The following is a 13,362-nucleotide window of genomic DNA, read 5'->3' as shown; positions in this document are numbered from 1 at the left end:
CGATCGATCGGGAAATACCGCCCGGTATCGGTTCGCCCATCTCCTGCATCGGGAGGCGATGACGCGCCCTCGCGTCGACCCCGCCGCCGCAGGGCGAGGGGGCGACGGCGATCGGGGCGAGGCGGATCCTCATGCGAACAGGAGGTCCGACGCGGCGAGTTGCAGGGACGAGAGGCCGGCCAGCGTGATCGTGTCGTCGACCCCCGCGAACGAGATCAGGAGGTCGCCGCCGGAGGCCGCGAACGAGACATCCGCGACGGCATCGATGCCGGACCCGCGCAGGTCGATCCGGTCGGTGCCGGAGAGGAAGTCGAGGATGGTGTCGGCTCCGAAGTCGAAGGCGTCGTAGGTGAAGATGTCCCGGCCCAGCCCGCCGGTGAGACGGTCGTCTCCGCCGGCCCCCCGCAGGACGTCGTCGCCGGCCGCTCCCGACAGGGCGTTGACCGCGTCGTTGCCGAGGATCCGGTTGGCGAGGGCGTTGCCGCTGCCGTCGATGTCGGCGCTCCCGAGCAGGGTGAGGTTCTCGACGTTCGCCCCGAGGGTATGGGTGACGGCGCTGCGGACGCTATCGGTTCCGGCGCTGGCGCCTTCACTGACCACGTCCGACAGCGAATCGAGGACATAGGTGTCGTTGCCGGCTCCGCCGATTATCGTGTCGGCACCCGCGCCGCCGTCGAGGACGTTGGCGGCGCCGTTGCCGGTGATGACATTGGCGAGCCCGTTGCCGGTGGCATCGGCCGCCAGGCTTCCGGTGAGCGTCAACGCCTCGACGTGGTCGCTCAGCGTGTAGCTAAACGCCGTCAGGACCGTATCGGTGCCCGATGCCGCCGCTTCGGTGACCACGTCCCCGGCGCTGTCGACCCGGTAGGTGTCGTTGCCGAGGCCGCCGGCCATCGAATCGGCTCCGAGGCCGCCGTCGAGGCTATTGGCGGCCCCATTGCCGAAGATGACGTTGGCCAGCGCGTTTCCGGTTCCGGCGATGGCGGCGGTGCCGACCAGGGTGAGGTTCTCCACGTTGAGGGCCAGGGTGACGCTGGCGGAGGACCGAACGGTGTCGGTTCCGCCGCCGGCCGCCTCGATCACCGCGTCGGCCGCCATATCGACGAGATAGGTGTCGTCGCCGAGCCCACCGGCCATCCTGTCGCTGCCGGCGCCGCCGTCGAGGACGTTGGCGGCTGCGTTGCCGGTGATGACGTTGGCCAGCGCATTGCCGGTGCCGTCGATGGCGCCCGAGCCGGTGAGGGTGAGGTTTTCCACCTGCGCCGACAGCGTATGGCTCAGGCCGGTTTCGACGAGGTCGCTGCCGCCGCCGGCGAGTTCGACGACGACGTCGCCGCTGTCGTCGACCCGGTAGGTGTCGTTGCCCAGGCCGCCGGCCATGGTGTCCGCGCCCGCCCCTCCGTCGATGAGGTTGGCGCCGGCATTGCCGGTGAGGCGGTTGGCGAGGCCGTTGCCGGTGCCCGAGAGGGCCGTGACCCCGGTCAGGACCAGGTTCTCGACGAAGTCGGCCAGTACGAGGCTCAGCGCCGCCTCGACCGTGTCGATGCCACCTCCCGTCAATTCCGTGACGACGTCGCCGCTATCGACGATGCGATAGGTGTCGTCGCCCAGCCCGCCCACCAGGGTGTCGGCACCGGCTCCGCCGTCGAGGGTATCGTTGCCGGCATCGCCCGCCAGGGTGTTGGCGGCGGCGTTGCCGGTGATGCGGTTCGAGAGCGCATTGCCGGTACCGTCGACGGCGCCGGTCCCGGTGAGGGTGAGGGTCTCGATCTCGCCCGCGAGGGTCCATGTGATGGCCGAGAGGACCGTATCGATGCCCCCGCCCGCCGCCTCGGTGATCACGTCGCCGGCACCGACGCGGTAACTGTCGTTGCCCAGCCCGCCGATCAGGGTGTCGGCCCCGGCGCCGCCCTCGAAGGTGTCGTCGCCGCCCGCGCCGTCGAGGACGTTGGCCGCATCGTTGCCGGTGAGGAGGTTGGAGAGCGCGTTTCCGGTGCCGTCGATCGCAGCGCTGCCGGCGAGGGTCAGGGCCTCGACCTGTGCCGCGAGGGTCAGGCTGACCAGGGTCTCGACGGTGTCGGTGCCGCCCCCGGCGATTTCGGTGACCACGTCCCCGGCATCGTCGACCCGGTAGGTGTCGTTGCCGAGCCCGCCGGCCAGGGTATCGGCGCCCGCGCCGCCGTCGAGGAGGTTGGCGCCCGCGTTGCCGGTGACGAGGTTGGACAGGGCGTTGCCGGTGCCCGAGAGGGCGGCGGTGCCGCCGAGCGTCAGATTCTCCACGTTGTCGCCGAGGGTGTATCCGGTCGACGCCAGGACCGTGTCGGTGCCCTCGCCGGCGAGTTCCGTGGTCACGTCGAGGGCGGAGTCGACCCGGTAGATGTCGTTGCCCGCCCCACCGACCATGGTGTCGGCGCCCGAGGCCCCGTCGAGGGTATTGGCGGCTCCGTTGCCGACGAGACGGTTGGCGAGGGTGTTGCCGGTTCCCGAAATCGCCAGGCTGCCGGTGAGCGTCAGGTTCTCGACGAAGGCGGAGAGGGTCGCGGAAATGCCGGCCTGCACCGTGTCGGTTCCGCCCGAGGCCGTCTCGGTGACGATGTCGCCGGCGTTGTCGACCCTGTAGACGTCGTCCCCGAGCCCTCCCGCCATGCGATCGGCGCCGGCGCCGCCGTCGATGAGGTTGGCCCCGGCGTTGCCGGTGATGGCGTTGGCCAGTGCGTTGCCGGTCCCGTTGACGGCGGCCGAGCCCAGAAGCTGCAGGTTCTCGAGGTTGGCCCCGAGCGTGACGTCGAAGGAGGCCTGTACGGTGTCGGTGCCCGCGGCCGCCGCCTCGATCACCACGTCCGCCACGGTGTCGATCCGGTAGGTGTCGTCGCCGAGCCCGCCCGCGAGGGTATCGCTGCCGGCGCCGCCGTCCAGGATGTTGGCGCCGATGTTGCCGGTGATGAGGTTGGCGAGCCCGTTGCCGGTGCCGTTGATCGCCGCCGACCCGGCCAGGGTCAGGGCTTCCACCTCGCCCGACAGGATGTATCCGACCGTCGCGATCACCGTGTCGGTGCCCTCGCCGGCGGCTTCGGTGACCACGTCGCCGGCCGCGTCGACCCTGAAGGTGTCGTCGCCGAGCCCGCCGACCAGCGTATCGGCGCCGGCGCCGCCGTCGAGGGTGTCGTTACCGTCGCCGGCGTCGATGCGATTGGCCGCCGTGTTACCGGCGATGGCGTTGGCCAGGACGTTGCCGGTGCCGGCGATGGCCGCGGCACCGACGAGGACGAGGCCCTCGATTGCGTCGCCGAGGGTGTAGGTCGCCGCCGCCTCGACCGTATCGGTGCCGCCACCGGCCGCCTCGGTGACAACGTCGCTCGCGCTGTCGATGCGATAGGTGTCGTTGCCCAGCCCCCCGACCAGGACGTCGTCGCCGGCGCCGCCATCGAGGGTGTCGTCGCCGGCATCGCCCGTCAGCGTGTTGCCCGCACCGTTGCCGGTGATGCGATTGGCCAGCGCGTTTCCGGTCCCGCCGATGGCGGCGGAGCCCGTGAGCACGAGGTACTCGACCTGTGCGCCCAGGACGTAGCTGGCGGCGGCTTCGACGGTGTCGATCCCCCCCGCCGTGAGCTCGATGACGATGTCGCCGGCGCTGTCGACGCGGTAGGTGTCGTTGCCGAGGCCGCCGGCCATGGTGTCGTCGCCGGCCGCGCCGTCGACGAGGTTGGCGCCGCCGTTGCCGGTGATGAGGTTGGCGAGACCGTTGCCCGTGCCTGAGATGGCGCCGGTGCCGGTGAGCGTCAGGATCTCGACGTCGCCGCCGAGGGTGTGGCCGACGGATGCCTCGACCCGGTCGGTGCCGCCGTTGGACGCCTCCGTGACGACGTCGCCCAGGTTGTCGACCCGGTAGGTGTCGTCGCCGAGCCCGCCGGCCATGGTGTCGGCTCCGAGGCCGCCGTCGAGGCGGTTGGCCGCGGCGTTTCCGGTGAGGACGTTGGCCAGCATGTTGCCGGTGGCGTCGATGGCGGCGTTGCCGGTCAGGGTGAGGTTCTCGAGGTTGGCGAGCAGGACGTAGCCGACGGAGGCGGACACCGTATCGGTGCCGCCGTTGGCCAGTTCCGTCACCACGTCGCCGGTGGCGTCGACGCGATAGGTGTCGTCGCCCGCGCCTCCGGCCATGCGGTCGGCCCCGATGCCACCGTCGAGGACGTTGGCGCCGGCGTTGCCGGTGAGCGTGTTGGCCAGGGCGTTGCCGGTGCCGTCGATGGCGGCGGTGCCGGTGAGCACCAGCACCTCGACCTCGCTGCCGAGGACGTGGCTTCCCGAGGACCGGACGGTGTCCGTCCCGCCGCCGGCGCCCTCGACGACGACGTCGTCGCCGTCGACGATGTAGGTGTCGTTGCCCGCGCCCCCCGCCAGGGTGTCGGCGCCGGTGATCCCGTCGAGGAGGTTGGCGCCCGCGTTGCCGGTGAGCGCGTTGGCGAGCCCGTTGCCGGTCCCGGCGACGGAGGCGGTGCCGGTCAGCACCAGGTTCTCGAGGTTGAGGCCCAGCACGTAGGCGATACCGGCGCGCACGGTGTCCATGCCCGCCCCGGCCAGTTCCGTCACGGTGTCGCCCGTGGAATCGACGACGTAGACATCGTCGCCGAGCCCGCCGGTGAGCGCGTCGGCACCGGCGCCGCCGTCGAGGGTGTCGTTGCCCGCGCCGCCGTCGAGGACGTTGGCGGCGGCGTTTCCGGTGAGCAGGTTGGCCAGGGCGTTGCCGGTGGCGTTCACCGCCGCCGTGCCGGTGAGGGTGGCGTTCTCGATGTCGTCCGCGAGGGTGAGGCCGAAGGCGGCCAGCACCGTATCCGTGCCGCCGCCGGCCAGTTCCGTCACCACGTCGCCGGCGTCGCCGAGCCGGTAGGTGTCGTCACCGGCGCCGCCGATCAGGGTGTCGTCGCCGATGCCGCCGTCGAGGGTGTCGTTGCCCGCGCCGCCTGACAGGGTGTTGGCCGCCTGGTTGCCGGTGATGAGGTCGTTGCCCGCGCCGCCGACGGCGTTCTCGATGAGGGATGCGACGTTCCCGGCGAACAGGAGGGCGTTGTAGAGGTTGGCGCGTGCGGACGGGCCGCCGAGATAGGCGATCTGGGCGGTCGACATCGTGCTGCCGGCCCCGGCGCCGAGGTCGATCGTCTGGTGGGTCGTGTAGTTGGAGAAGTCGTAGGTGTCGTTGCCGCCGCCGTCCCAGATGGTCCGGAACACGCGGTTGCCGGCCACCGCGTCCTGGGCGACCCCGTCGATGGACATGACGCCCGTGGTGGCGCTGAAGCTGTAGACCGTGTCGCCGGCCTGGGTGGTGTAGTCGGCGCCGTAGAGGGCCTGCAGGGCTGCGATGTCGAGCATCATCAGCGATTGGGCGTAGCCTATGGACTCGTTGCGATAGCCGGTGAGGGGCGCGCCGACGTAGGAGCGATAGGTCATCACCGAGTATTCCATCGCATCCATCGGGCGCGAGATCGCGCCGAACGAACCGGTGTCGTGGCCGTGCTTCAGGCCGAGGGCGTGCCCGATCTCGTGGAGGTAGGTGTGGTAGGCGTAGGTGCCCGCCACCGGCACGCTCCCGGCGATGTTGCCGAAGAAGACATCGCCCGACAGGCTCGACCCCGGCAGATAGGCGTAGGAGGTCGAGGGCGCGCCCGAGTTCGCCAGCCGGATGTTGGCGTGGACGCTCGCGGTCTCGGCGATCTCCGTGAGGGCGAGGTTGGAGACGGCGGCGACGTTGGCCAGCACCGCCCGCGCGGCCGTCTGTTGCGCGGCCGTCAGCACGGCCATGCGGCTCGCCGCGCCCTGATCGTAGTAGCCGGTCCCGTAATCGTCATAGACGTCGGGGAACGACACCGTGAGCGCGGTCCCGGCCCACTTCGTGCCGTACAGCAGGCCGTTGACGTCGACGTCGGCGGTGCGTGACACGGACGTGAACGTCGCCGTGCCGGACGCCTCCGACGCGGTGGCGGTGGTGCCGCTTCCCGATCCCAGGGCATAGGCGACCGTCGGGTGGGTCTGGCCGCAGAATACGCACATCGCAAGAAACCCGGAACCGTGGACGGTGCCGACGATGCGGATCGGGGTTTGACGAAGTGTTCCAAGCGGGCTTGCCGCCGCGAAAGGGTCGCGCCGGGCCCTCCTTAACGCGTCGTTACCCTATCGAAGTGTGAACCGCGCCAGCGCATCCTCGCGATCCGTTATCCACGAGCGGCCGACGGAGGCCGTGCCGGTCCTTCGGGGTCAGCGACACCGCCACAGGAGACCCACCAGCGCCACGTTCGCGACGGCCAGGGTCGTGAGCAGCGCGAACACGCCTTCGGCGCCGCCGTGGGTCAGGACGAAGGCGCCGACGAGGGGGGCCGCCGCCTGGGCCATCAGCCCCGGCCGTGCCAGCAGCCCGATCAGGGGGGCGTAGCGCTCCGGGCCGAACAGCACGAGCGGCACCGTTCCGCGGGCGATCGAATAGATGCCGTTGCCGGCGCCGTAGAGCACGAGGGCGAGGCCCACGAAGGGCACCTCCACCGCCAGCAGGGCGATGCCGACCGCGACGAGGCTCATGGCGGCGGTGAGCGTCCAGAGCGGATGGTGGCGGCCCCGGCCCGCCATCTCCAGTAGCCGGGCGCCGACCTGGGCCGGGCCGATCAGCGCGCCGAAAGCCACGGCCGAGGCCAGCGGCACCGCGCGCGCCTGGAGCAGGGTGAGGAGATGGACCGACACCATGGTCATCACCGTACCGCCCAGGACCAGGATGCCGGCCATCACGACGAAGGCCCGGCGCTCGCGTTCCGCCAGGACCGGGACGGGCTTCTGCCGGACGTCGGGGCCCGGCGCCGGGGTGGCCGGCGGGGGGATCGTCCACAGGACCAGGGGCAGCGACACCGCCAGTTGCAGCCCGGCATAGGCGAGGCAGGTTCCCCGCCAGCCGATCGCCTCGACGAGGAGGGCGGAGAGCGGCCAGCTCACCGTGCTGGCGAAGCCTCCCCACAAGGTGAGGGTCGCGATCGCGGGACGCGCCTGCGCACCGTAGAGGCGCCCGAGGGTGGCGAAGGCCGGGTCGTACAGGCCCATCCCCATGCCGAGGCCGAGGAACAGCCAGGCCAGGAGGAAGACGGTCAGGTTCGGGGCCAGCGCGAGCACGACGAGGCCGGTCGCCATCGCCACCGCCGCGGAGGCCAGCACCGGGCGCCCGCCATGGCGCGCGATGGTCCGGCCCACGGTCGGCGAAACCAGGCCGGCCACGAGCAGGCCCGCCGACAGGCCGCCCACGATCCAGGTCAGGGGCCAGCCGGTGTCGGCGGCGATCGGCGTCGCGAGCACCCCGAGGAGATAGAACGACGACCCCCAGGACAGGATCTGGACGATTCCGAGCGCGGAGATGACCGGCCAGCGTCGGCTACCGTCCATGAATGACCCGTTATTGCGGCCCCAGGATCGGCAGCCAGAGGGCGAGGGCCGCCAGGGTCACGAGCAGGACCGGCGGCGTGATGACGAGGCCGACCTTCATATACTGCCCCCAGGTGATGCGCTGCCCCTTGGTGGCCAGAACGTGCAGCCAGAGCAGGGTGGCGAGGCTCCCGATGGGGGTGAACTTCGGCCCGAGGTCGCAGCCGATGACGTTGGCATAGACCATCAGCTCTCGGGTGAGGGGCGCGAGGTCGGGGGCCTGCTGGATCGCTAGGGCGCCGACGAGGACGCTCGGCATGTTGTTCATCACCGAGGACAGGATCGCGGCGGCGAAACCGGTGCCGATGGTCGCCACCGTGTCGCCCTGGCCGGCGAGCCGCGCCAGGCCCTGGGCCAGGATGTCGGTGAGCCCGGCGTTCTTCAGCCCGTAGACGACGAGGTACATGCCGAGGCTGAACAGCACGATCTGCCAGGGGGCGCCGGACAGCACCTTGCCGATGGCGATGACGCCGCCGTTGCCCCCGGAGAACCAGCGCCCGGCCAGCGCCAGCATCAGGAGCGCCCCGGCTCCGGTGACGACGGAGACCGGTACTCCGAGCGGCGCCGTGACGACATAGGCCGCCAGCAGGACGGCCAGGAGCGGGAAGGCCGCCTTGAACACCAGCGGGTCGCGGATCGCCTCGCGCGGGGGCTCGAGGTCGGCGATCCGATAGGTGGCCGGCAGGTCGCGGCGGTAGAACAGCCACAGCACGACGAGGGTGGCCGCCAGGGAGACGAGGTTCACCGGCACCATCACCGCGGCGTACCGGCTGAAGGAGATCGAGAAGAAGTTCGCGCTGACGATGTTGACGAGGTTCGAGATCACGAGGGGCAGGCTGGTGGAATCGGCCACGAACCCGCAGGCGACGATGAAGGCCAGCGCGGCGGCCGGCTTGAAGTCAAGCCGCAGCAGGATGGCCAGGACGATCGGGGTCAAGAGCAGGGCTGCCCCGTCGTTGGCGAAGACCGCCGCGATCGCCGCGCCGAGCAGGATGACGAGGGGGAACAGGAGCCGGCCGCGACCGCCGCCCCAGCGGGCGATGTGCAGCGCCGACCAGTGGAAGAACCCGGCCTCGTCGAGGAGCAGCGAGATCACGATCAACGCCACGAAGGTGAAGGTCGCGTCCCAGACGATGTCCCATACCACCGGCACGTCGGACAGGCCGATGACGCCGGTGGCCAGGGCGACGCCGGCCCCGGCCAGCGCGCTCCACCCGATGCCGAGGCCGTTGGGCTGCCAGGCGAACCTGGGCTGCCAGATGACGAAGACGAGGGTCACGACGAAGATGGCGAGCGCGAGCATCGGGGCGGTGTCTTTGTCTTGTCCGGTCGTTGGCGATCAGGCGGTGGCGACGGTCCGGCCGTGCTCGTCGACGACGCGCTCGCCGTCCTCCTTGACGAACGCGCCCCGTTGCGGCGGCAGGAGGTCGAGGACCCGTTCGGACGGGCGGCACAGGGCGACGCCGTTCGGGCTGACGACGAGGGGCCGATTCATCAGGATCGGGTGCTCGCCGATGGCATCCAGCAGCCGGTCGTCTCCGAGCCCCGGATCGGACAGGCCGAGCTCCGCATAGGGCGTACCCTTCTCGCGCAGGAGATCGCGCACCGACATCCCGGCGCGATCGACGAGCTGGCGCAGCAGCGCCCGCGTCGGCGGGGTCTTCAGGTACTCGATCACATGCGGCTCGATACCGGCGTTGCGGATCATCGCCAGGGTGTTGCGCGAGGTGCCGCACGCCGGGTTGTGGTAGATGACGACGTCCATCACGCCACCTCCGGCCGGGCGGCGGTGGCGCCGGACTGATGGCCGATCTCGCGGACCTTCGACGACAGGGCCACGGCGTCGAGGCTGGCGATCGGAAGGGCGAGGAAGGCGGAAATCCGGTTCTTGAGGTAGCGTTGGGCGGTGACGAAGGCGGCCTTCTTCTGGAGGTCGGTTCCCTCGGCGGCGGCGGGGTCCTCGATACCCCAATGGGCGGTCACCGGCTGGCCGGGCCAGACCGGGCAGGATTCGCCGGCGGCGCTGTCGCAGACCGTGAACACGAAATCCATCCTTGGCGCGTCGGGCGTCGCGAACACGTCCCAGGGCTTCGAGGCGAGCCCGTCGGTGGGATAATCGGTCTCGCGCAGCACCTGGAGGGCGATCGGGTTGACGACTCCCTTGGGCCGGCTGCCGGCGGAATAGGCCATGAAGCGGCCCGCGCCTTCCTTGGCGAGCATGGCTTCCGCCAGGATCGAACGGGCGGTGTTGCCGGTGCAGAGGAACAGGACGTTGTAGACGCGATCAGGCATGGACGATCTCCCCAGACGGTGTGCAGCAGGCGTCGAGTGCGGTGACGGCGGGCGCGCAGACCTCCGGCCGGCCCTGGCAGCAATCCCTCATCAGGAAGGCGATCAGGCCCGACAGGGCCGGATAGACGGCGCTGTAGATGATCGACCGGCCCTCGCGGCGGGATGCGATGAGGCCGGCGTGCTCCAGTTCCTTGAGGTGGAACGAGACGTTGGAGGAGGACACGCCGATCCCCTCGGCGATGAGGCCGGCCGCCAGCCCCTCCGGGCCGGCGGTGACCAGCGCCCGCACGATCCTCAGGCGGCTCTCCTGCGACAGGGCCGCAAAGGCGGTGAGGGCTTGCCGTTCGGCCATCATCGGTTCAATATCTCAACCATCATTGAAGTATAAAAGAAAGCGACGCCGTGGACAAGCCCCGACCGACCTTCCCCCGACCGACCTCCGCCAACGGCCTGCCGAACCTCAGCGAGGCGCATTTCGCGGTGCCGACGCCCCAGACCCTTCGGGTCGATGCGCCCTTCACGCATGCGCCGCGGTTCCTGATCCTCTACGGCAGCCTGCGCGAGCGTTCGTTCAGCCGGTTCCTCGCCCACGAGGCGGCTCACCTCCTCGAGCGGATGGGGGGCGAGGTGCGGATCTACGACGCGCACGGCCTGCCGCTGCCGGACGACGCGGCTGCCGACCATCCCAAGGTGCAGGAACTGCGTGCGCTCTCGATCTGGTCGGAGGGCCAGGTCTGGGTGAGCCCGGAGCGCCACGGAACCCTCACCGGCGTCATCAAGAGCCAGATCGACTGGCTGCCACTCAGCGAGGGCAGCGTGCGGCCGACTCAGGGGCGGACCCTGGCGGTGATGCAGGTCTCGGGCGGTTCGCAGAGCTTCAACGCGGTCAACGCCCTGCGCGTGCTCGGGCGCTGGATGCGGATGATCACCATCCCCAACCAATCCTCGGTGCCGATGGCCTACAAGGAGTTCGACGAGGCCGGTCGCATGAAGCCGGGCCCCCTCTACGAACGCGTCGTCGACGTCTGCGAGGAACTCATGAAGTTCACGCTGCTCACCCGCGAACGGGCCGACTACCTCGTTGACCGCTACAGCGAGCGCAAGGAACGCGAGCCCGAGCGACTGGCGGGGGTGGCGGCCGACGTCGGGTTCGTCAAACGATAGGGTGAGCGATGCCCCGGCCGGGGCCCGGCGTCATGCCGGCGCCACCGTCGCGGTGGCGGCCCCCCAGCCCGGGACGACCGCCCCGCGATCCTGATGAGATCCTTATGGGATCGCCCTCGACTCCCTCTCGAACCCTCACGCGGTTCGCGTCCACATAGTCCGACGAGCGCGGCCGGTCATGGCACCGGCCCCCGACCGACAACGGACGCACCATGCCCGACATCGTCTTCATCGCCGCGGGGCTGGCCTTCTTCGGCCTGGCCGCCGCCTACGCGACCTTCTGCGAACGCCTGTGAGGGACGCGCCATGACGCTCGACCTGACGCTCGGCGCCCTCGTGACCCTGGGGCTGCTCGGATACCTCACCTACGCCCTCGTCCGCCCCGAGCGGTTCTGAAGGAACGGCTCCCAAGGAAGACTTGCCATGACAATCAACGGCTGGATCCAGATCGCGCTGTTCTGCGCGGTCGTGCTGGCGCTCGCCCGCCCCCTCGGCGGCTACATGACCCGCGTGTTCACGGGCGAGCGCACCTTCCTCTCGCCCGTGCTCGCCCCCGTCGAGCGCGGCCTCTACCGCGCCGCCGGCATCGACGCCGATCAGGAGCAGCACTGGCTGACCTACGCGCTGGCCATGCTCGCCTTCCACGCCCTCGGTTTCCTGAGCCTCTACGCGCTGCTGCGCGTCCAGGCGGCGCTGCCGTTCAACCCGGACGGGCAGTCGGCGGTCGCGCCCGACCTCGCCTTCAACACCGCGGCGAGCTTCGTCACCAACACCAACTGGCAGTCCTACGGCGGCGAGACGACGCTGTCGTACCTCGCGCAGATGCTGGGGCTGACCCACCAGAACTTCCTTTCGGCGGCCACCGGAATCGCGCTCGCCGTCGCCCTGGTCCGGGGCTTTTCGCGGGCGTCGGCCACGACGGTGGGGTCGTTCTGGGTCGATCTCACCCGCACCGTCCTCTACGTGCTGCTGCCGCTCTGCATTCTCTACACCCTGTTCCTCGTCTCCCAGGGCGTCCCGCAGACACTGGGCGGAGCCGTCGAGGTGACGACCCTCGAGGGCGCCAGGCAGACCATCGCGGTCGGGCCGGTGGCGAGCCAGGTCGCCATCAAGATGCTCGGCACCAACGGCGGCGGCTTCTTCAACGTCAATGCCGCCCATCCGTTCGAGAACCCGACGGCGCTTTCGAACTTCATCCAGATCGTGTCCATCTTCGCCATCGGCGCTGCGATGACGAACGTCTTCGGCCGCATGGTCGGCGACGAGCGCCAGGGCTGGGCGATCCTTGCCGCCATGGGTGTGCTGTTCCTGGCCGGTGTCAGCGTCGTCTACTGGGCCGAGAGCGCGGGCAGCCCCGTCCTCAACTCGTTCGGGCTCACCGGCGGCAACATGGAGGGCAAGGAGGTCCGTTTCGGCATCGTCGCCTCCGCCCTGTTCGCGGCGGTGACGACGGCGGCGTCCTGCGGCGCCGTCAACGCCATGCACGACTCGTTCACGGCGCTGGGCGGCATGATCCCGATGATCAACATGCAGCTCGGCGAGATCATCGTCGGCGGCGTCGGCGCCGGCCTCTACGGCATCCTGGTCTTCGTCGTCGTGACGATCTTCGTGGCCGGCCTGATGGTGGGGCGCACGCCGGAATACCTCGGCAAGAAGATCGAGGGCCGCGAGGTCAAGATGGCGATGCTCGCCATCCTGTGCCTGCCCCTGATGATGCTCGGCTTCACCGCACTCGCCACCGTGGTCGCGGCCGGGCTCGCCGGCCCGGCCAATGCGGGTCCGCACGGCTTCTCGGAAATCCTCTACGCCTTCACCTCGGCGGCGGCCAACAACGGCTCGGCCTTCGGCGGGCTGAGCGCCAACACCACCTTCTACAACGCGACGCTCGGCCTCGGCATGCTATTCGGACGGTTCTTCGTGATCGTGCCGGCGCTCGCCATGGCCGGGTCGCTCGCCGCCAAGACGACCGTGCCGGCCTCCGCGGGGACGTTCCCGACCCATGGCGGCCTGTTCGTCGGCCTGCTGGTTGGCGTGATCCTCATCGTCGGCGGGCTGACCTTCTTCCCGGCCCTGGCGCTCGGGCCCATCGTCGAGCACCTCGCCGGCGGCCTCGGCCAGACCTTCGCAGCCGGAGGCTGAGATGCGTCACGCCATGCCGCCTCGCCTCGCACAGCGGCGCGCAGCCTTGCGCAGGGGGCTCGGACCTCGCCGGCCGAGGACGCCGATCGCGAGCCGGACCCCGCAGGACGGGGGCAAGACCCGGGTGTCCGACATCGTGCTCGGAATGCTCGCGGTGACCCTGCTCGGTGCGCTCGCCCTCCTGGCCTGCGCCGCCGTTGCCGGCCGCCTGCTGGCGCCCTGAACCCCAGGCCGCTTCGCGGTGGCGCCCCGACGCTCCCCGGGGGTGGCCGCTTTCGCCAGATCCGCTCGGGCCGGGCGCGTCGTGCGCCGGCTCCC

The 13,362-nt window shown here is 70.5% G+C and carries 10 protein-coding genes; 4 read left to right on the top strand and 6 right to left on the bottom strand.

Annotated features, from left to right (window positions below; genetic code table 11):
* Window positions 1-129: 129 nt before the first annotated feature.
* The 6 genes from ASF39_RS21135 to ASF39_RS08380 form a co-directional block, all read right to left on the bottom strand.
* Window positions 130-6,042 carry a M10 family metallopeptidase C-terminal domain-containing protein gene (locus ASF39_RS21135; protein ID WP_056282770.1) on the bottom strand — a complete coding sequence of 1,971 codons (5,913 nt, stop codon included), beginning with the start codon at window positions 6,040-6,042 and terminating at the stop codon, window positions 130-132.
* A gap of 204 nt (window positions 6,043-6,246) precedes the next feature.
* Window positions 6,247-7,410 (bottom strand): MFS transporter, encoded by a 1,164-nt coding sequence (locus ASF39_RS08400; RefSeq protein WP_056282768.1) that lies wholly within the window; start codon window positions 7,408-7,410, stop codon window positions 6,247-6,249.
* Between the two features lie 10 nt (window positions 7,411-7,420).
* Entirely contained in the window at window positions 7,421-8,752 is a 1,332-nt protein-coding gene (locus ASF39_RS08395) for an arsenic transporter (protein ID WP_056282763.1), read from the bottom strand.
* A 36-nt stretch (window positions 8,753-8,788) separates the two neighbouring features.
* Window positions 8,789-9,214: an arsenate reductase (glutaredoxin) gene (gene arsC, locus ASF39_RS08390; protein ID WP_056282761.1), complete on the bottom strand. Its 426-nt coding sequence runs from the start codon at window positions 9,212-9,214 to the stop codon at window positions 8,789-8,791.
* A complete protein-coding gene (locus ASF39_RS08385; RefSeq protein WP_055888030.1) occupies window positions 9,214-9,741 on the bottom strand; it encodes an arsenate reductase ArsC in 528 nt (175 codons plus the stop codon). The genes arsC and ASF39_RS08385 overlap by 1 nt, the downstream gene beginning before the upstream one ends.
* Window positions 9,734-10,096 (bottom strand): metalloregulator ArsR/SmtB family transcription factor, encoded by a 363-nt coding sequence (locus ASF39_RS08380; RefSeq protein WP_055888031.1) that lies wholly within the window; start codon window positions 10,094-10,096, stop codon window positions 9,734-9,736. Before ASF39_RS08380 ends, ASF39_RS08385 begins: the two co-directional genes overlap by 8 nt.
* Window positions 10,097-10,143: 47 nt before the next feature.
* Between ASF39_RS08380 and arsH the strand changes: the two genes are divergently transcribed.
* The 4 genes from arsH to ASF39_RS22030 all read left to right on the top strand — a co-directional run bounded on the left by arsH (window position 10,144) and on the right by ASF39_RS22030 (window position 13,267).
* Window positions 10,144-10,905, top strand: a complete 762-nt coding sequence (gene arsH / locus ASF39_RS08375) for an arsenical resistance protein ArsH (RefSeq protein WP_056282757.1) — start codon at window positions 10,144-10,146, stop codon at window positions 10,903-10,905.
* 306 nt (window positions 10,906-11,211) lie between these two features.
* Window positions 11,212-11,301, top strand: a complete 90-nt coding sequence (locus ASF39_RS08370) for a K(+)-transporting ATPase subunit F (RefSeq protein WP_036267122.1) — start codon at window positions 11,212-11,214, stop codon at window positions 11,299-11,301.
* 27 nt (window positions 11,302-11,328) lie between these two features.
* The gene (kdpA, locus tag ASF39_RS08365) at window positions 11,329-13,044 is read left to right on the top strand and encodes a potassium-transporting ATPase subunit KdpA (protein ID WP_056282754.1); all 1,716 of its coding nucleotides are present in this window, start codon (window positions 11,329-11,331) and stop codon (window positions 13,042-13,044) included.
* A 13-nt stretch (window positions 13,045-13,057) separates the two neighbouring features.
* Window positions 13,058-13,267, top strand: a complete 210-nt coding sequence (locus ASF39_RS22030; RefSeq protein ID WP_210168659.1) for a hypothetical protein — start codon at window positions 13,058-13,060, stop codon at window positions 13,265-13,267.
* Window positions 13,268-13,362 lie beyond the last annotated feature (95 nt).

This window comes from Methylobacterium sp. Leaf108 (assembly GCF_001423265.1).
In the GTDB taxonomy this organism is placed as follows: Bacteria; Pseudomonadota; Alphaproteobacteria; order Rhizobiales; family Beijerinckiaceae; genus Methylobacterium.
Note: the sequence above shows the minus strand (reverse complement) of the source record. Positions and strands in the feature narration are given on the sequence as shown.